Origin of the sequence: Rossellomorea yichunensis, from assembly GCF_032337515.1 — a bacterium.
In the GTDB taxonomy this organism is placed as follows: domain Bacteria; phylum Bacillota; class Bacilli; order Bacillales; family Bacillaceae_B; genus Rossellomorea; species Rossellomorea yichunensis.
Genome location: NZ_JAVYAD010000001.1, coordinates 597457 through 616045, shown reverse-complemented (window position 1 = coordinate 616045; position 18589 = coordinate 597457). Strand labels below are relative to the sequence as shown.

Here is an 18589-nt window from a genome sequence, read left to right as displayed (position 1 = left end):
GAATTTTACCTCCCAAAAAATAAATTTTTCATACTCTTTAAAAAGCCTGCCTGTTTCGCAACTGGACGATAAGGTCCCCCGACAAGGTGATGCAACATCGTACGCAGATTTAAAGTCATGGCAGAAGCTGGGTATCCGACGACTAAGGGTGTTTGATGAATGACCGCCTTCCTTACTGTTGAATCTTCAGGTAAGACTCCAAGAGAAACAATCTCTTTATGGAGGAATTTCCTCACGGTTTCTTGTAATCTCGTGATCGTTTCAAGACCTTCCTTCTTGAATTCTGCCCGATTACATATCAGATAGAACTGTTTCTCTTGATCCCTCATATATATATATTTCATCATTGAGTAAGCATCTGTAATCGAGGTAGGTTCAGGTGTCGTGACAACAATGATTTCGTCCATCGCCAAGAGAAATTCCAACGTCTCTTTCGTAGCTCCTGCACCCATGTCAAAAAGTATGTAATCATACTTTTGAACTGCATGCTCCATCACTTCAAAAAAACGTTCTATCTGCTTCTCTTTCCACTCCACTATATTTTTCAGGCCATTCCCCCCACTAATGTAGGAGATGCCATGAACATTTTCACATATAACCTTGCCGATATCTAGTTCTTTTTCCTCAATGTAATCCATGATTGAGTAGGAATGATGACTTCCTAGTAAAATATGAATATTTCCCATGCCTATATCCAGGTCCACTAATAATACTTTCTTATTTTCTTTACCAAGCAAAACGGAAAGGTTCGTGGAGATATTCGATTTCCCAACCCCACCCTTTCCGCTTACTACTGCAATCGTTTTAGCGGGAGAAGAGTCGCCGATGAGCATTTTCCTCCTTAGGTTATATGCTTGATCTTTCATATCGAAATCCTTTCATTAGTAAATGACTTATTTCTTCAACATTTACCTCGGTAATATCCTCCGGTACATCCTGACCGATCGTTACATAAGATGTACCGATTTTCACCTCTGTCATCATATTGATCATAGAACCGTAACTGGATGTTTCATCTAGTTTCGTGAAAATAAACCGATCAATGCCAATTGAAGAAAACTGTGAAATGATTTCCTTCATATCCCTGTCCTTGCTCGTCAGGGAAAGAACCAGGAACGTCTCCATGTGGTGGTCGAAGTCAATAATTCCCCGCAAATCCTCTACATATTTCTTTTCCCTGAAATTCCTGCCTGCAGTATCAATGAAGACATGGTCGTAGTCCTGGAATTTATCGATTGCTTTTTTAAAGTCTTCTATTTTATAGACTACTTCAACTGGAACATTCAACAGACCTGCATACGTCTTTAATTGCTCGATCGCTGCAATACGATATGTATCTGTCGTGATGAAAGCTATTTTCATCCGTTTCTCAATGACTGCTTCAGCCGCCATTTTCGCTAAAGTAGTTGTTTTCCCCACACCTGTTGGGCCTATGACGTTAATGTATTTCTTCTTGTAACTCATACCCCCAAGAGCGATTCCTTGCAGAAGACCATCCAGAAAATGTTGGACTTCCTGTTTAGCCCATTCATTTCGATTGTTCCCAGGAAGAAATCCACTCTTGATTCTCTCTTCAAGGTAGTCGCCCAATCGGAAGAGAGTTGTATCACTGATGTCATGATTTTTAAGGAATAGCAAGATTTCTTGAACATCTTCAGGGAATTTCTCGAATTGATTTTTTGATTTAATAGTAGAGATCATTTGTTTTAGTTCTTTTAATTCTGACTCTACCAATTTATTAGGTACTTCGTATTTTTTTTCGGATGGAGAAGGAGGAGCGATTGGTGCATATGTCGCTTTCATTCTACTCATCTCTAACCTTTCACTCTCAACCTCTGGATCAATGGCAGCAATGACTTCAATCATTTTCTTTTTGAATAACCCTATGAAACCGCCCGTATATGCTACTTTAGAGTTTAGGATGACGGCATCATCCCCTAATTCAGATCTTACCTTTTTCATTGCCTCATTCATGGAAGGCGCTGCATATTTCTTTACTTTCATCCGACATTCACCACCCCTAAACTTTGAACTTCTACATTTGCTTCTAATTCGTTATATGAAATGATCGGTACTTGAGGAAAATACCTTTCTGTCAATTGTCTTACGTACATTCTCACAGCCGGGGAACACAGAATGATCGGTGACTCCTCCATAAGAGACAACTGCTCCATTTGTGATGCGACTGCCTCAAGGATTCCTTGAGAATCGTTTGGATCCATGGATAAATAATTTCCATGTTCCGTTTGTTGAATGGCGTCGGCAATCAATTTTTCAACCTTTCCCGACATAGTCACAACCTTTAAGGAAGCATCTCCTTGAACATATTGACTGGTGATTTGCCTTGCCAACGACTGCCTGACATATTCAGCTAAAAGATCTGTATCTGAACTCATTTTGGCATAATCAGCAAGTGTTTCAAAAATAATCGGCAAATTTCTGATAGACACATTTTCCTTTAACAACTTGGCTAATACTTTTTGTACTTCACCTACTGTTAAAGGATTCGGCGTCACTTCTTCCACTAATATCGGGTAGGAGTCCTGCAGGTGATCAATGAGCTGTTTCGTCTCCTGCCTGCCCAGTAGTTCATGGGCATTTGTTTTAATCATTTCGGTTATGTGGGTCGACACCACTGACGGCGGATCCACAACCGTATATCCGAATATTTCTGCCTGCTCTTTCATTTCTTCTGAAATCCATTTAGCCGGAAGACCGAATGATGGCTCGATTGTATCAATTCCCTCAATGGAATCATCCTCCACACCTGGACTCATGGCTAAATAATGATCAAGCAAAAGCTCTCCACGGGCCATCTCATTGCCTTTGATTTTCAAACGATATTCATTCGGTTGAAGTTGTATGTTATCCCGAATCCTTACTACAGGTATGACCAGCCCAAGCTCTATCGCTAATTGACGGCGTATCATTACAATCCGGTCAAGGAGATCTCCTCCCTGATTCGTATCGGCAAGGGGAATCAGACCATAGCCGAACTCAAATTCAATCGGATCAACATTCAGTAAGTTCACGACACTCTCCGGACTTTTCATTTCGTCCTGCTCTACTTCTTCTTCCATTTCCATCATGTCGGATTCAGTTTCCTTCGGTGACCTTGAAAGCATGTAGGCCCCTATCGCTAATAAGGCTGCCACTGGAATGGTTAAGATATCATTAATAGGAGTTGCTACACCCAGCATGAAGATCGTGAAGGCAGCTACATACAGCATTGCAGGATAAGCAAGTAGCTGATTCATGATATCTTGTCCCAGATTTCCTTCAGATGCGGCTCGTGTCACCACGATGCCCGTAGCGGTTGAGATCAACAGGGCAGGTATCTGACTGACGATTCCATCTCCGACTGTAAGTAAGGAATAACGGGTTGCCGCTTCGGCAATAGGCAGCCCTTGTTGTGTCATGCCGATAATAATACCGAAGATTAAATTGATCATGACAATGACTATTCCAGCTATGGCATCTCCCTTAACAAACTTGGAAGCCCCGTCCATGGCACCATAGAAATCTGCTTCCCGACCTACTTTTTCCCGACGATTTCTGGCATCATGCTCTGAAATCATCCCTGCATTCAAATCCGCGTCTATACTCATCTGCTTACCAGGCATCGCGTCGAGTGTAAATCTCGCCGCGACCTCGGACACACGCTCAGATCCTTTTGTTATGACAATAAATTGAATCACGATGAGGATGATGAATACAACTAGGCCGACGAGGATATTTCCTCCTACAACGAATGTTCCAAAGGTTTCCACAACGTCCCCTGCTTCACCTTTACTAAGGATCGATCTCGTTGTGGAAACATTTAGACCTAATCGAAAAAGTGTTAACAATAATAATAGGGAAGGGAATATCGAAAATTGCAATGGTTCATTCATATTCATCGAGGTTAGGAGTACAAGGAGTGCAAGTGAAATATTTACGATGATCAATAAGCTTAATAACCAGGATGGGAACGGGATGATAAGCATGGCAACGATCAATATGACACTGGCTAGTACGGATAAATCTCTTGCTGACATTATTTCTCTCCTAACTGCTTACATTTGATTTTTTATTCGGTAAACATAAGCTAAAATTTCTGCAACTGCTTTGAAAAATTCTTCAGGTACTGCATCGCCTATTTCAGCCGAGTCGTAAAGGGACCGGGCTAAAGGACGATTTTCCACCATAACCACGTCGTTTTCATTCGCGATATATTTAATCTTCTGCGCTAGATAGTCAACGCCTTTCGCCACTACATAAGGAGCATCCATTTTATTCTCATCGTATTTAAGAGCAATGGCAAAGTGAGTAGGGTTTGTAATCACCACATCTGCTTCAGGAACTTCCTGCATCATGCGTCTCATGGCCATTTCACGCTGTCTTTGCTTAATTTTGGATTTAATTAGAGGATCACCCTCGATGTTTTTATGTTCATCTTTTAGATCCTGCTTTGACATTCGAATATTTTTTTCAAAATCATATTTCTGATAAAGAAAATCGAATAATGATAAGAATAGTAACGCCAGTGATGCAGCGATTCCCATTTGGACAGTTAAGCTCGCCATCGTCGCTAATGAATCCCCCACTGATTTAAACGATAAGCTTAACACTTGATCAATATTCATCCAGAGAATGACAAAGGTGATTGCCCCAACAAATGAAATTTTCAAAATGGATTTTAATAGTTCAACGATTGCTCTTAAAGAAAAGATGCGCTTGAACCCTTTAATCGGATCAATCTTTTCAAGCTTCGGCTCCAGCGGTTTCGTGGTGAACATGACTCCTACTTGAATATAATTCGAAAACAATCCGGCAAGTAAGGCCACTAACATAATCGGTCCGAGAAGTAACGCAAGCTCTTTCATAATATCCATGGTTATGACTTGAACTGTATTCTCTGTCAGTTCCATCAGCATATATTCCTGAAAGGTTTGATTGAAGAGATCGAACACAATATTTCCAATATATGAAGCACTGAATGTAAGGAATAAAAAAACGGCAAGGAGGATAATTGCTGTATTCACATCCTGGCTTTTAGCTGTTTGTCCTTTTTTCCGCGCGTCGTCCCTTTTTTTCGGAGTCGCTTTCTCCGTCTTTTCCCCACTGAAAAACTGCAGGTCTAATGATAACCACTTCAATTTATGTGCCTCCAATAATTTTCATTAAATCTCTCATGGTCACGAACATCATTTCAAAAAGCTGCTGCATGACAGCAAACATCACTCCCATTACAATAAACAACACGATAAATGCAACGGCAATCTTGATAGGAAACCCTACGACGAAGACGTTCAACTGCGGTACAGTACGAGCCACAATCCCCAAGGCCACATCTACAAGGAACAGCGTTGCGACAACAGGAATCGACATTTGAAAAGCAATGATGAACATTGAGTTAAAAGATCTCATGACATAGTCAATTAATCTCTCATCTCCAAAAGGTATCCATGGACTATCAATCGGGATCAGCTGATAACTATAAAAAATTCCATCCAGGAGCAGATGATGACCATCGAGAGCAAGCAATAAAAGAAGTGCAAATGTATATAGATACTGTCCCATCAAGGGGCTTTGAGCTCCTGTTTGGGGATCGATCACATTGGCAATGGCAAACCCCATTTGAAAATCTATAAACCCACCGGCTATCTGAATGGCCGTGACGATCATATAGGCAACAAAACCGATGAGAAGTCCGATCATGGCTTCTTTCATGATCAGCAAAAAATAGTGGCCGTTGATTTCAAATGACGTAGATTCAATCGTATAGTACATGACCCAGGAGAGTACCACCGAGAAAGCGATCCGATGTTGTGCGGGTATGTTACGGTATGAAAACAGCGGCATCGTGACAAAAAAAGCCGAAACCCTTACAAACACTAGTAAGTATACCGATAGAATGGGTACAAGCTCTTCCATTCTCTTACCCTACGAACCTTGTTAAATCTGAGAAGATTTGTGAGGTATACGTCACAAGCTTCGTTAACATCCAAGGTCCAAAGAAAACAATCCCGATCAAGACCGCCACGATTTTAGGAATAAACGCAAGTGTTTGTTCCTGTATTTGTGTTGTTGCTTGAAAAATACTGACGATCAATCCTACTACAAGGGCTAAAAGCAGTAATGGACCGGAAACGATGAGGGTTACATATATTCCACGCTCCGCTATCGCGATAACAGATTCAGCATTCATTGAAACTCACCTACTTAAAAACTTTGTAAAAGAGATTTTATTACTAAATACCAGCCATCCACTAACACAAACAGTAAAATCTTGAAAGGCAATGAAATCATAACAGGAGGGAGCATCATCATCCCCATGGACATCAGGACACTTGCTACCACCATGTCGATGACTAAGAAAGGAATAAAAATCATAAATCCTATTTGAAAAGCCGTCTTAATTTCACTTAACGCAAATGCCGGCACTAAGGATGTAAGGGGAATGTCTTCCACAGATTCGGGTCGATCAGCCCCGGAATATTGTAAAAACAACTCTAAATCCTTTTGTCTTGTGTGCTTACTCATAAATTCTTTAAACGGGACCGAAGCCTTGTCGTAAGCTTCTTCAAGATTAATCTCTTCGTTAAAAAGAGGTGTCAATGCTTCGTCGTTTACCTCTTGAAAAGTTGGAGCCATGATAAAAAACGTAAGAAATAAAGAGATTCCAATCAATACCTGATTCGGTGGCATTTGTTGTGTGGCAAGAGAAGTCCTGACAAAGGATAGGACAATCATGATCCGGGTAAAAGATGTCATTAAAATCAAGATACTGGGTGCCAGGGAAAGGACGGTAAATAGTAATAGCAGCTTTACACTTGTCGATACATTATCTGCAGAACTACTATTAAAAAACTCCATGAATTCATTCATCAGAATGATTCTCCTTATTCTTTAGATCCTTGAACATCTTCTTTCTTCCCTTTTTCATTTCCTCCAGCTGTGATTTCAACTGTGATTGAAATGAGCTTGAGTCAGATGATGGCGGAGGACTTTTTAGTTTTGATAACCAACTGGAAACGGTTGTTTTGGCATCAGGAAATTGAGCGTCCTGATAAAAGGATAGTATCTCTTCTTTCTCTTTCTCATCCTGAATCTCTTTCAATAGCTGAATATCTTCTCCTACACCGAGTACCAGTACTTGTTTGCCTACTTTAACAATTTGGACGGAACGATTTCCCCCGAGAGGCGTTCCACCTAAATGATTGATTAATTTAGTTTGTTGAAAGGACCTTCCTTTTTGATTGATAAATTTCAATAAGAAATATATGAGCGCAACTACAAAGATAAGAGCAACGATCATTTTAAGATAATCCGAAAAAGTAACCGAAGTAGCAGCGCCTGAGGTGTCAGCCTCATTATTTTGCTGTTCATTGCATTTCTCTGGATGTTCTATGCAGTCCTTGACATTATTCACTTCTGCAAATGCTGTTACATTTACAGCATTTGCAGTAATGATAAAAACAATAAGACTCACTAGAATTTGAATCTTCTTCAATACATGCACCTTCTTACTAATCTGTTAGCTTAGAGCTTTTTGAATGGCTTCGATCACACGATCGGCCTGGAAAGGTTTAACGATAAAATCCTTTGCACCCGCTTGTATGGCATCAATCACCATTGCTTGTTGACCCATTGCAGAGCACATAATGATTTTCGCACCGGCGTCGATTGCTTTGATTTCCTTTAAAGCTGCAATACCATCTTTTTCAGGCATCGTAATATCCATAGTGACAAGGTCAGGTTTCAGTTCCTTGTATTTATCTACAGCTTGACTTCCATCGGCTGCCTCTCCTACCACATCAAACCCGTTTTTTGTTAAAATATCTTTAATCATCATTCTCATAAAAGCCGCATCATCTACAATTAGAATTTTATTAGCCATTATCGTCATCCTCCATCATCGTCTCTGTTATTTAAGTTTTTTAATACGATCACTTTGACTTACAATGTCCGTAATTCTGACACCAAAGTTCTCATCTATCACTACTACTTCCCCTTTAGCCATCAATTGACTGTTTACAAGGATATCAACCGGTTCCCCCGCTAATTTATCAAGCTCTATTATGGAACCGGACGATAACTCGAGTATGTCCCTGACAGATCGGTTCGTCCTTCCAAGCTCTACCGTGACCTGCAAGGGAATGTCCAGTAACATATTCAAGTTTTTTGTTTCCTGTTGTCCCAATGTTGTCGGTTCAAAATTACTGAACGTAGCAGGTTGGACATTTACCGTTTCTCCATTCACCCCTTGTCCCCCCAGATGCTGAGGAGATGCGTGCTTTTGGGAAGTACGGACAGGTTCCTCATACGTACTGCTATAAACAGGCTCTGGTTGTGGAGCTGCGGGAGATTCCAGGCTCGGAGAAACCGCTGCTGCAACTTCTTCAGAAGCTCCACCATTCATTAATTCATCCACCAGGCTCTTGGCAAAACCTAAGGGCAATAGCTGCATGATGCTAGAATCAATGAGATCGCCGATTTTCAATGTGAAAGATACTTTTACTAATAGATCTTGATCAGGGAGGTTTTCTTCTCCCTCTCCTTGAGGTATGTACATCAAATCGATGGAAGGTGGTGAAATATCCACTTTCTTACTAAATACCGTAGACATGGAGGTTGCAGCAGAACCCATCATTTGATTCATTGCCTCTTGAACGGCACTAAGCTGAATTTCACCCAAATCACCTGATGGGTTCCTTCCATCTCCTCCAAGCATCAAGTCAGCGATGATGGATGCATCAGATTGTTTGATAACCAGCAGGTTCACGCCTGAAAAACCCTCAGTATATTGAACTTGAATGGCGACATACGGATGAGGAAATTCCTCTTCTAAATAATTTTTATCAATAATCGTTACTTTAGGGGTCGTAATCTCAACCTTCTGATTGAGCAAAGTGGATAAAGCCGTTGCAGAACTCCCAAAGGAGATGTTCCCTATTTCACCTAAAGCATCCTCTTCCATAGAACTAATGTAATCATTACTATTTATCTCTTTGCGCTCTTCTGTTTCCTCTTCAGGCTCTGCAGACCCACGGAGCAACGCATCAATTTCATCTTGTGATAACATATCATCACTCATCATCGTCGTCTCCCCCCTTCAACGAATCTAAAATTTGTACGGCCAGTTTCTTATTTGACTTCCCTGGCTGAGCTGTAAATTTAGGAATTTCACCCACTCTGATCGTTAAAGGATCATCGATTCGGGTGTTCATCTCGATTACATCACCAATATCCAGCATAAGGAACTCTTCAATTGAAATATCAGAACGACCTAATTCAGCTACAATTGGCACTTGGGCTTTCTTGATTCTTCTTTCAAGATGTGCCGTTTCTTCCGGCTTACTCTCTTTACGTTTGCTTTCCATCCAATAGCTTCCTGATAATTTCGGAAGGATCGGCTCCAGTACAACGTGTGGAATGCAGATGTTAATCATTCCACTTGTTTCACCTATCGTTGTGTTTAATGAAATAACCACGACCGTTTCATTCGGTGACACCATCTGAAGAAATTGCGGGTTCACTTCGAATTCCGCAAAAAGCGGATCTACATCAGCCACAGTGCTCCAGGCTTCCCTTAAATTCTCAAACGCCTTTTCAAAGAGCTGACTCATAATTCTCGTCTCAATTTCGGTTAAACTCTCTACTTTGTTAACGCTGACTCCCCTTCCACCCATCACTCGATCCATCATCGAATAAGCAATATTCGGGTTGATTTCCATAAGGATCCTTCCATCCAGAGGAGGTAATTCATATACGTTCAAGATGGTCATTTTCGGAACGGAACGGATAAATTCTTCGTATGGGATTTGGTCAGCAGAAGCAACATTTATTTGAACATAAGTCCTTAATTGAGCAGAGAAATATGTAGTCAAGATCCGGGCGAAGTTCTCATGTATTCTCGTTAAACTCCGGATTTGATCTTTAGAAAACCGTAAAGCTCTCTTGAAATCATACACTTTCACTTTTTTCTCTTCTTCTTCTTTTTTGAAATCATCTGCGCTCATCTCTCCTGTATTGAGAGCTGACAAGAGAGCATCGATTTCACTTTGAGATAAAATCTCACTCGCCACCACTTCACCTCCAAACACTCGTAATAGCTTTCTTATTGAATCATCATAGAGGTGATATAGACTTTTTCTACCATTCCTTCTTGCATAAGGGAGTTTACCTTGTCTTTAACCTTCGTTTCGATCATTTCTTTCCCTTTTTTCCCTTGCAGTTCTTCAGCTTTCAATTCTGAAAGCTCTTCTATGATGATGTTATTCACTTGAAAATCTCTTTTTTCCAACTCACTTTTCGCTTTTTTACTATCCGTTTGAATCTTAAAGGAAATACGAATGAAATCATTACTCATTAAATTGGTTGTCATCTCAGGTATGTCCACCGAATTTTCTATCACTTCTTCAATGGAAGGCTCTTTCGTTTCTTCATCTCCTGAAAACTTCAGAATGACAACTAACGCGATCGCACCCACAAGTGTAATCGTAACCAACAGGATCATCATGATCGTCAGGGCTTTACTCTTCAACTGATACTCCCTCCCTCATGGGGCAGGCTGAGTAAATTTGCCTTTTTAAAGAAAGAAAGTGTAAGGGAGTCAACCTCGTCCACCGTTTCTTTCACAACATATCGTCTGCCATTTGTTAATAGAATCGTAGTGTCCGGAAACGCTTCTACTGTTTCTATGTATAAAGCATTCAACGTAAACGACTTTCCATTCAGTCTGGTTAAAGTGATCATTAATTTCAGGACCGACATTCATCCTCCGATTCAACATAATGTAAACCTTTAAGGTGTCAGTCCCTTCCTCCCTTTTTAACGAATTAACGTTTCAAGTTTACAAGCTCTTGTAAGATTTCATCTGACGTTGTGATGATACGTGTATTTGCCTGGAATCCACGCTGAGCCGTGATCATTTCAGTGAATTCTTCGGATAGGTCTACGTTGGACATTTCAAGTGCGCCGGACTGAAGTGCGCCTCTTCCCTCTCCAGCCAATCCCTGATTCGGAAGCCCTGAGTTATTTGAAGCCTGGAACAGATTATTGCCGGCTTTCGTCAAACCACCCGGATTGGAAAAAGTAGCTAATGCAAGTTGACTTAAAACTCTTACTTCTCCATTGGAAAATACTCCGTTCACTTCACCAGAAGAACCTATGTTGAAGCTTTCAAGGTACCCTTCTGAGTTTCCGTCAACAGTATCTACATTAGCGGAGGATGAGCTATCAAATTGAGTGATTTTGGAGAAATCCAAATCGATCGTTTGGGTAGGATTTGCACCAGTTTGATTATTTAATGTTATGGGGAAAGGCACTTGAGAGGTTAATTTACCTTCTTCGTCAAAATTCAAAACGGTATTTTGACCATTGCCGACTGTAACGTCATCGGTCAGACTTGATATTGTTACGTCCCATTCATTTTGACCTGTTTTCTCCATTACTAACTTAATACTAATATCTTTACCCAGTGAATCCTTCACCTTCGTTTCAAGCTCGACTACAGTACCATCGACGGCACTGGACTTTAAGTTCCCATTGTAAGTAGCCTCGCTGGTAGCCTGTGGTGCCATTGTGGTATTAGTATCAATTTTGATATCAGTCACACCACTCTGATTGACTACACCGTCACCGTTGACCGGATACCCCTGTACAAGGTTTCCTTGACCTGTTACAAGGTTTCCATTTGAATCTAAATAAAAGTTTCCAGCACGGGTGAACATTTCGTTATTTCCTTGTCTTACAACAAAAAATCCGTCACCCGAGATGGCTACATCCAAGGATCTGCCAGTTGTCTGCAGACTTCCTTGAGTTTGAATCGTATCAATGGACGACAGTGATGCTCCAAGTCCTACTTGCTTTGCATTTTGACCTCCACGGTTTTCAGTAGCTCTGCTCGCACCGGAAACGGTTTGGTTCATTAAATCCTGGAATGTGACACGCCCTTTTTTATAGCCGTACGTATTTACATTTGCAATATTATTTCCGATTACATCCAGTTTTGTTTGAAAGTTTTTCATTCCACTGATACCCGAATACATTGAACGTAGCATGAATTTTTTCCCCTTTCGTTTTAGCTGCTTCAATCAGTCCACAGCTACAGGCCTCCTTAAAAGGTCCAGCCTATGAATCTATTAATATCGTTCCATTAATGTTGGTGAAAATCTGTGAATGTGCTTCGTCACGGTCTAAAGCTGTAATCACCGTTTTGTTTTTAGCACTTACGATTAACGCGGCGTCTTTCAGAATTACCAGTGAATCCCCGACACCCTTCGTTTTTGCTTCATTCATTTTCTCCCCTATTTTCTCCCATGTTTGTGGAGAAATAGAAATCCCCCGTTGCTCCATCCTTACCTTTGCATGTTTGCTAATCTGTATATGGGGTACATGTTGAATTGCCGAATCTAATTGGGCAGCAAATGATGATGCACTTGAAGGTTTACTAATTGCTTTCGTCTTATTAATTGGTGCAATAGGTTGTGGTAAACGATGAAAGAATGTCTTTTCCATACTACCCACTCCCTAAGATTCAATTTTAATTAATTTATCACTGGAGATTTTGTCACCAGCTTCAGTATGAAACCAAATGAGTGAATCTTTCTTTGAAACGGATTGAACGATTCCGCTCATCTCTCCATCTTCACTGTTCCATGTTACGTTCTTTCCTATTAATAAAGATGCATTAACGAGAGAAGCTTCCGGGGTGTCCGTCGTATTCACTTGTGAAATATTCCCGGGAGTCAGGATTGTTCCGTCCTCCATGATGAATTCAACAGAGTCACCTTTAAAGCGGACTCCTTTTACGAATCCCTGTCCTTCTTGTATTTCGGGTGCATCGCCTGCTTCTGATTCTATGATTTTATGCCATGTCACTTGTTTACCAACAAACTGATTATAAGAAATCAATTGTGATTGACTTTGGTTATCCACGAATTTTTCCATTGTTTTCGTCAGGTTCGTCATTTGCTCTAATGATGAAAAGGTAGCCATTTGTGCGATGAAGTCTTTGTCCTGCATCGGATTTAACGGATCTTGATTCTGTAATTGTGTCATCAGGATTTTCAGGAAGTCATCTTTCCCCAAAATATCCTTACCGCCTTCACGCTGTTTTGTTTGGACGGTGGAATATAGTAAACTCGGATCGATTTTCGTCATATTATCACCTATATTTCGGTATTTACGAGATAATCCTTAAAGGATTGAGTTCTTTCTTCTTCCTGGCTTCCTGCATGGTCGGGTTGATTCTGCTTTTGCTGTTGTGAGGACTGATGTTGAGACTGCCCTTTGGATTGTCGCTCAGCATCTGTTAACGCCTGTGAGATTTCAATCTTCTCTACTTGAAGGTTCTGTGATGTAAACGCATGCTTCAATCCTTGAAGTTGAGAATCCAGCATTTCTTTCGCAGTTGCCGTCGAAGCTAATATTTTCGCAGTCATCACTCCGTTTTGTTGTAGAAGTTCAATCCTCAATGAGCCCAGTTGCTCTGGATACAGCTTGATTAACAGTTTAGTCACGTTCGGCTGTGACAGCATTTGAGATTTATTTAGGATATTCTGAAATTCTTTCACAAATTGTTCATATTGAATGGAACGATTTCCTGATGAGAGACTTATGGAAACGGATTCTGTTTTCGGAAGAACAAAGTGTATGTGGCTTGCCTGAATCGGTTGAATGCTTTTCTTCTCCACAGTGACCCCTTCTGTTGAGGACTGCTTTTCCATTGTTTGCACAGGTGACTGACGTTGAAAAGCATCTTTTAATACCCGGGACCAATCCTTACCCTGATTAAACTCCCTCGCCAAGGTTGCATCTACACCCGATTGAACCATCTTCAACATGTCTTTTAGCTCGGTGGCTTTTGATGCTTCCACCACAAGTAAGTCACGGTTAGCTGCCAAAAATTCAATGACCTTTACAAGTTTGGTTACTTCTTCTATTGGTCCTTTTCCACTTATGCCCCGCACCTCATTTTTTAATGCGGATTGCAGCAGCTGCATCGTTCCCAACAGTATTTCATGAAGATCCTCTGCGCTATCACCTGATGAAGACGAGTATTGCTCAGTCCCAATAAGAGCAGATTGAAGCTCAGAAAAAAGTGTTTTGACGGTTTCTTTATCCACACCAACTATTTCAGCGATTTGGTCATAGTCAAATTCTTTTAATCGGGATATGTCTTCTAATTGTCCGCTTGTTAGTCCAATTTCATCAAGCTCTGTTGCACGTAAGATGCCTTGCAGGCTAACAAGAAGAGATAGTGTCTCAGGCTGTTTTACTTCTTCCCTTTCATCAACATGATTCGATACAAATCCTAATAGTTTCGAAAACCCATCCATTTCTTCCTTGGGAAGCGTTGATCCTTTTCTCATACCCATGGGAAAGTTGGGAGCTTTTGTACCTATTCCGATTTCCACTTTTTCACCTCCTCCCAAAACCTAGTCCATCAATCCACCGTAGAGAGCAGCTCCGTGTATCTGGCAGCATCCTCCGGGGGCATTTTTTCTAAAATATCTGCTAGAGTGTCAGGCTTGATAGTTGATAGAATCTTCATTGCCTCATCATCCCCCATGTTCATCAGAACAGGGGCAGAACTCTTTGCTGACATGGATTCAAATGTATTGACTACCTCTTTAAAGGCCCGTTTGTTTTCTTCACCAATCTGCCGTAATTCTTCAAGCTCTTCTTTTTGCTGCTGAATGGTCGCTTGCAATTGTTCATTATCACTTTCTTTTTTATCTACTTCATTTTGCAGCTGGGCAATTTCCGCCTCTTGATCTTCTATTGAAGCTTGAAGTGAAACCATTCGCTCATGTAATTCGTCAGCTTCCTCGGCTTCATTTGATGGAAGGATATTAGTCAGAAAAGGGATATCCGAGCTGAATGATTGTGCTTTTTCAAATACATTGATTCCTGCAGCTGTCATGATTACGAGAGCGAAGGTTATAGTAAACAAGATAGGAATGAAGAAAATAAACACAACTCTTTGCAAACGGCCAGACTGCTCTTTGTTTTCCTCTTCGATCACCTTTGCCATGAAATCACCTAACTCCCCGTTTCATATATTGAACGACTGATACTTCATCTAATTGTTTATTTTCCGCTTGTTGATTAGTTTGCATAAAGCGATGGAGATCATTTTCCTTCATCTTTTCGTATTTCTTTACTTCTACATTCATATCTACAAGTTTTTCTTCACACCAGTTCATCCGGTTCCTTGCTTGTATCACCAGGTCCTGGTAATAAGAAATGGTTCTTTCAAGATTGGTGATGAACTGTTGATGATGGCGAATATGTTGTACAGACAAACCATTTTGCAACTTGGTTTCTTGATGCTGTTCGAGAGTTTCTTTCTTTTTCAGAAACTCATAAAGCTTCTCGGCAACTTTTTCAAATTTTTCAATGGAACCCCTGTACATTTCCTGCACTTCATCTTTTTCTTTTTCCTTTAACGTTAAAATACGTTGAAACCTATATTGATAACTCACTTGATTCATCCACCTTTTTCCGATAGCTTAATAAGTTCATCAACACTTGCAGGGAGAGAAACCTGTTCATATACTCCCTGTTTCAAGAAGGAGATGATACCCGGATAGTATTGGATGGCTTCATCAACCTCACGGGAAGTACCCCTTTTATAAGCACCAATTTGGATAAGATCCTCAGAATTCATATAAGTACTTAATAACTCCCTTATTCTCGTAGCGGCATGTAAATGTTCCTTAGATGCCAGATGATTCATTAACCTGCTCACACTTTTCAAAATATTGATAGCCGGATATTGACCTCTGTTCGCGATTTGTCTGTCAAGCACAATATGACCATCGAGTATTCCCCTTACCGTGTCAGATATAGGCTCATTTAAATCATCACCATCTACCAAAACGGTGTAAAATGCTGTTATGCTTCCGAGTACATTTGTTCCTGTTCTTTCTAGTAGTTTCGGTAAAATAGCAAATACAGATGGGGTGTATCCTTTAGTGGTCGGTGGTTCACCGACTGCCAATCCGATTTCCCTCTGAGCCATCGCTACCCGAGTCGCGGAATCCATCATAAGCATGACGGTCATTCCTTTATCTCGAAAATATTCCGCAATGGCAGTCGCCGTAAAGGCTCCTTTAATCCTCATTAGTGCAGGTTGATCTGAAGTGGCTGCCACTACAATCGTTCGCTTTAATCCTTCTTCTCCTAAATCCCTTTCAATAAATTCCCTTACTTCCCTGCCCCTCTCACCGATTAACGCAATTACATTTAATTCCGCTTTCGTGTTTCGGGCAATCATTCCAAGCAGGGTGCTTTTTCCTACACCACTTCCAGCGAATATACCGACCCTTTGGCCTTTGCCTACAGTCAGCATGCTGTCGATGGCTTTTACACCAACCTCCATTTTTTCGTTAATGGGCGGTCTTGATAAGGGATTGGGAGGATCTTGTTCTGTGTATGTCGTACTTAAACCATTCGGTAGGTGACTTCCATCGAGTGGATGTCCCAGAGAATCAATCACCTTCCCTATTAAAGATGGTCCAATTTTGATTTCTAATGACTTTGCGGTACCTTCTACTAAACTGCCGGGAGAAATATCCTGCATATTGGTATAGGGCATGAGGATTACTAAATCATCATTAAACCCTACCACTTCTGCCAGAATCACTTTTTGTTTCCCCCTTGAGAGAATATGAATATGACAGACTTCACCTACTGAACTTTCAGGTCCTTGAGATTCGATCATTAACCCCACAACCCTCTTTACCTTTCCAAACTTTTTGAAAGTTGGAATCTGGGGGATTTGGTGAATTAGATCTGCTGCTTTCATTCAACATCACCTTCCAGAATATGAAGAAGCTTCTGCTTTAACTCTCTTAATTGGGAGTCCACACTCACAATGACACGTCCCTGATTGGTTTCTATATAACATTCCTCAGGTTGAAGATCATCATTTGCATAAATAAAGCATTGAACATCCGTGGGAAACATGACTTCAAGCTCATTTTTGTTTTCAACTAAAAGCTTATGCCTGGACGGATGAACATGAATTTGAATATGAGGCAGATCCCTTACCTCCTTTAATCCCCGTTCCACGATCGAAAAGAAATAATCGGGTTCTTCCTGGAGTTTCCGATTCATGATTTTCTCAGCACATGCAATCCCTAAACTGACAATGACCTTCTCTGCATTTTGAATATAGTCTTGATACTGCTGCTTATTTCTTTCGGTCACTTCATTGGCTTCCGATAATCGCTGGTGATATTCTTGATAACCTTTGTTTCTACCCTCTTCTTCACCTTGAAGAAATCCGGCATTATAGGCTTCCTGCATGAGTTGCTCACGCTCAACCATCCATTTTTCTTTCTCGCGTTCAATTTGACTTTGGGCATGGAAAGTCATTTCTTTCGCTTCTTCGATTATTCGGGCCGCTTTCTCATTCGCTTCATCTATAATGTGATTTCCCTCGGCCTCTCTGTTCATTTCAAAGTCGTTGTCTTCATGCTGCTTGAATTCATCCAGTATTTTCACCCTTTTAAGGGATATCAGCTTTTTATTTTCATCCGTGGTTCGAGCAATGGAGGATTTAATGATTCTAGACAATAATATCGTCTCCTCCACCACGGGCTATGATGATTTCACCGGAATCCTCTAATCTCCTTATCACAGCTACAATGCGTGACTGTGCCTCTTCTACATCCCGTAATCGAACCGGCCCCATGAATTCCATTTCCTCTTTAAGGGTTTCCACCATGCGATTAGACATGTTTCTAAATACCACTTCTTTCACTTCATCACTTGATACTTTAAGGGACAGGAGCAGATCTTCGTTATCACAATCGCGAATGACACGTTGAATGGAACGACCATCAAGGGTGACAATGTCTTCAAACACAAACATTCTCTTCTTGATTTCCTCAGCTAATTCAGGATCTTGTATTTCTAATGCATCCAGAATGGTCTTCTCCGTAGAACGGTCTACCCCATTCAGCACTTCCACTACCGCTTCAACTCCACCCGTCTGCGTATAATCCTGGGTCACAGTCGCCGAAAGCTTTCTTTCAAGGATAGCTTCCACTTCACTAATCACTTCCGGCGAAGTTCCATCCATGATCGCTATTCTCCTGGCAATATCTGCTTGAACATCTTGAGGTAGTTCAGAAAGTATTTGTCCTGCTTGCTGTGGTTCTAGATAAGATAGAATTAATGCAATGGTTTGAGGGTGTTCGTTTTGTATAAAGTTGAGAATCTGTGCAGCATCGGCTCTCCGTGCAAAGTCAAATGGCCTTACTTGGAGCGATGAAGTTAATCGGTTAATGATCGCCGATGCTTGTTCTGATCCGAGTGCTTTTTCTAATACGGTTTTGGCATAGCCAATCCCGCCTTGGGATATATAATCTTGAGCAATGGCGATATGGTGAAATTCTTCTAAGATATCCTCTTTCGCTTCAGTCTCCACTTTCTTGACTCCGGATATCTCTAACGTCAACTTCTCGATTTCTTCTTCTGATAAATGCTTGTATACTGATGCGGATACATCAGGACCAAGAGAGATCAGGAGGATGGCTGCTTTCTGTTTTCCTGTTAAATCTTTCTCTCTTCTAACCACATTCATCCC

At 40.9% G+C, this 18589-nt stretch carries 22 protein-coding genes; all 22 read right to left on the bottom strand.

Translation table 11 applies throughout. The features are described 5' to 3' along the window. Window positions 1–5: 5 nt before the first annotated feature. Entirely contained in the window at window positions 6–866 is an 861-nt protein-coding gene (locus RSX31_RS03110) for a MinD/ParA family protein (protein WP_148993620.1), read from the bottom strand. Beyond that, window positions 847–2004, bottom strand: coding sequence for a flagellar biosynthesis protein FlhF (gene flhF, locus RSX31_RS03105; RefSeq protein ID WP_315633244.1), 1158 nt, complete (start codon window positions 2002–2004; stop codon window positions 847–849). Before flhF ends, RSX31_RS03110 begins: the two co-directional genes overlap by 20 nt. Then, complete coding sequence (flhA, locus tag RSX31_RS03100) at window positions 2001–4037, bottom strand: flagellar biosynthesis protein FlhA (RefSeq protein ID WP_148968752.1); 2037 nt, start codon at window positions 4035–4037, stop codon at window positions 2001–2003. The genes flhF and flhA overlap by 4 nt, the downstream gene beginning before the upstream one ends. 18 nt (window positions 4038–4055) lie before the next feature. Then, the gene (gene flhB, locus RSX31_RS03095; protein ID WP_148993618.1) at window positions 4056–5138 is read right to left on the bottom strand and encodes a flagellar biosynthesis protein FlhB; all 1083 of its coding nucleotides are present in this window, start codon (window positions 5136–5138) and stop codon (window positions 4056–4058) included. Window position 5139: 1 nt separating this feature from the next. Continuing rightward, window positions 5140–5916: a flagellar biosynthetic protein FliR gene (gene fliR / locus RSX31_RS03090; protein WP_315633243.1), complete on the bottom strand. Its 777-nt coding sequence runs from the start codon at window positions 5914–5916 to the stop codon at window positions 5140–5142. A 4-nt stretch (window positions 5917–5920) separates the two neighbouring features. Further along, complete coding sequence (gene fliQ / locus RSX31_RS03085) at window positions 5921–6190, bottom strand: flagellar biosynthesis protein FliQ (protein ID WP_044337389.1); 270 nt, start codon at window positions 6188–6190, stop codon at window positions 5921–5923. Window positions 6191–6204: 14 nt separating this feature from the next. Then, window positions 6205–6870, bottom strand: coding sequence for a flagellar type III secretion system pore protein FliP (gene fliP / locus RSX31_RS03080; protein ID WP_148968749.1), 666 nt, complete (start codon window positions 6868–6870; stop codon window positions 6205–6207). After that, window positions 6863–7495, bottom strand: coding sequence for a flagellar biosynthetic protein FliO (locus tag RSX31_RS03075; protein WP_148993616.1), 633 nt, complete (start codon window positions 7493–7495; stop codon window positions 6863–6865). Before RSX31_RS03075 ends, fliP begins: the two co-directional genes overlap by 8 nt. Before the next feature lie 24 nt (window positions 7496–7519). Beyond that, on the bottom strand, window positions 7520–7882 hold the full coding sequence (locus RSX31_RS03070; protein WP_098351769.1) for a response regulator: 363 nt from the start codon (window positions 7880–7882) through the stop codon (window positions 7520–7522). A gap of 27 nt (window positions 7883–7909) precedes the next feature. Continuing rightward, complete coding sequence (gene fliY, locus RSX31_RS03065) at window positions 7910–9082, bottom strand: flagellar motor switch phosphatase FliY (protein ID WP_315633239.1); 1173 nt, start codon at window positions 9080–9082, stop codon at window positions 7910–7912. After that, window positions 9072–10070: a flagellar motor switch protein FliM gene (fliM, locus tag RSX31_RS03060; protein ID WP_148968746.1), complete on the bottom strand. Its 999-nt coding sequence runs from the start codon at window positions 10068–10070 to the stop codon at window positions 9072–9074. The genes fliY and fliM overlap by 11 nt, the downstream gene beginning before the upstream one ends. Before the next feature lie 32 nt (window positions 10071–10102). After that, entirely contained in the window at window positions 10103–10528 is a 426-nt protein-coding gene (gene fliL, locus RSX31_RS03055) for a flagellar basal body-associated protein FliL (RefSeq protein WP_148993614.1), read from the bottom strand. Next, window positions 10525–10740, bottom strand: a complete 216-nt coding sequence (locus RSX31_RS03050) for a flagellar FlbD family protein (protein ID WP_148968827.1) — start codon at window positions 10738–10740, stop codon at window positions 10525–10527. Before RSX31_RS03050 ends, fliL begins: the two co-directional genes overlap by 4 nt. Before the next feature lie 83 nt (window positions 10741–10823). Then, window positions 10824–12047 (bottom strand): flagellar hook protein FlgE, encoded by a 1224-nt coding sequence (locus tag RSX31_RS03045; RefSeq protein ID WP_148993613.1) that lies wholly within the window; start codon window positions 12045–12047, stop codon window positions 10824–10826. A gap of 70 nt (window positions 12048–12117) precedes the next feature. Further along, window positions 12118–12504, bottom strand: a complete 387-nt coding sequence (locus RSX31_RS03040) for a TIGR02530 family flagellar biosynthesis protein (protein ID WP_148993612.1) — start codon at window positions 12502–12504, stop codon at window positions 12118–12120. A gap of 12 nt (window positions 12505–12516) precedes the next feature. Beyond that, the gene (gene flgD / locus RSX31_RS03035; RefSeq protein WP_148993611.1) at window positions 12517–13149 is read right to left on the bottom strand and encodes a flagellar hook assembly protein FlgD; all 633 of its coding nucleotides are present in this window, start codon (window positions 13147–13149) and stop codon (window positions 12517–12519) included. 8 nt (window positions 13150–13157) lie between these two features. Then, window positions 13158–14405, bottom strand: coding sequence for a flagellar hook-length control protein FliK (locus tag RSX31_RS03030; protein ID WP_148993610.1), 1248 nt, complete (start codon window positions 14403–14405; stop codon window positions 13158–13160). A gap of 29 nt (window positions 14406–14434) precedes the next feature. Next, window positions 14435–15025, bottom strand: a complete 591-nt coding sequence (locus tag RSX31_RS03025) for a MotE family protein (protein WP_315633230.1) — start codon at window positions 15023–15025, stop codon at window positions 14435–14437. A 4-nt stretch (window positions 15026–15029) separates the two neighbouring features. Continuing rightward, the gene (gene fliJ / locus RSX31_RS03020) at window positions 15030–15476 is read right to left on the bottom strand and encodes a flagellar export protein FliJ (RefSeq protein ID WP_315633228.1); all 447 of its coding nucleotides are present in this window, start codon (window positions 15474–15476) and stop codon (window positions 15030–15032) included. A 5-nt stretch (window positions 15477–15481) separates the two neighbouring features. Then, window positions 15482–16801 (bottom strand): flagellar protein export ATPase FliI, encoded by a 1320-nt coding sequence (gene fliI, locus RSX31_RS03015; protein ID WP_315633226.1) that lies wholly within the window; start codon window positions 16799–16801, stop codon window positions 15482–15484. Further along, window positions 16798–17574, bottom strand: a complete 777-nt coding sequence (fliH, locus tag RSX31_RS03010) for a flagellar assembly protein FliH (protein WP_315633224.1) — start codon at window positions 17572–17574, stop codon at window positions 16798–16800. The genes fliI and fliH overlap by 4 nt, the downstream gene beginning before the upstream one ends. Next, window positions 17567–18586 carry a flagellar motor switch protein FliG gene (fliG, locus tag RSX31_RS03005; RefSeq protein ID WP_148993605.1) on the bottom strand — a complete coding sequence of 340 codons (1020 nt, stop codon included), beginning with the start codon at window positions 18584–18586 and terminating at the stop codon, window positions 17567–17569. The genes fliH and fliG overlap by 8 nt, the downstream gene beginning before the upstream one ends. Between the last annotated feature and the right edge of the window lie 3 nt (window positions 18587–18589).

Excerpts from the sequence above, each read along its gene's own strand:
- RSX31_RS03070 (WP_098351769.1), bottom strand. The coding sequence starts at position 7,882 with ATGGCTAATAAAATTCTAATTGTAGATGATGCGGCTTTTATGAGAATG.
- flgD (WP_148993611.1), bottom strand. The coding sequence starts at position 13,149 with ATGACGAAAATCGATCCGAGTTTACTATATTCCACCGTCCAAACAAAA.
- fliP (WP_148968749.1), bottom strand. The coding sequence starts at position 6,870 with ATGAATGAATTCATGGAGTTTTTTAATAGTAGTTCTGCAGATAATGTA.
- RSX31_RS03050 (WP_148968827.1), bottom strand. The coding sequence starts at position 10,740 with ATGATCACTTTAACCAGACTGAATGGAAAGTCGTTTACGTTGAATGCT.
- fliG (WP_148993605.1), bottom strand. The coding sequence starts at position 18,586 with ATGAATGTGGTTAGAAGAGAGAAAGATTTAACAGGAAAACAGAAAGCA.
- flhF (WP_315633244.1), bottom strand. The coding sequence starts at position 2,004 with ATGAAAGTAAAGAAATATGCAGCGCCTTCCATGAATGAGGCAATGAAA.
- fliY (WP_315633239.1), bottom strand. The coding sequence starts at position 9,082 with ATGATGAGTGATGATATGTTATCACAAGATGAAATTGATGCGTTGCTC.
- RSX31_RS03110 (WP_148993620.1), bottom strand. The coding sequence starts at position 866 with ATGAAAGATCAAGCATATAACCTAAGGAGGAAAATGCTCATCGGCGAC.
- RSX31_RS03025 (WP_315633230.1), bottom strand. The coding sequence starts at position 15,025 with ATGGCAAAGGTGATCGAAGAGGAAAACAAAGAGCAGTCTGGCCGTTTG.
- fliQ (WP_044337389.1), bottom strand. The coding sequence starts at position 6,190 with ATGAATGCTGAATCTGTTATCGCGATAGCGGAGCGTGGAATATATGTA.
- flhA (WP_148968752.1), bottom strand. The coding sequence starts at position 4,037 with ATGTCAGCAAGAGATTTATCCGTACTAGCCAGTGTCATATTGATCGTT.
- RSX31_RS03045 (WP_148993613.1), bottom strand. The coding sequence starts at position 12,047 with ATGCTACGTTCAATGTATTCGGGTATCAGTGGAATGAAAAACTTTCAA.
- RSX31_RS03040 (WP_148993612.1), bottom strand. The coding sequence starts at position 12,504 with ATGGAAAAGACATTCTTTCATCGTTTACCACAACCTATTGCACCAATT.
- fliR (WP_315633243.1), bottom strand. The coding sequence starts at position 5,916 with ATGGAAGAGCTTGTACCCATTCTATCGGTATACTTACTAGTGTTTGTA.
- fliI (WP_315633226.1), bottom strand. The coding sequence starts at position 16,801 with ATGAAAGCAGCAGATCTAATTCACCAAATCCCCCAGATTCCAACTTTC.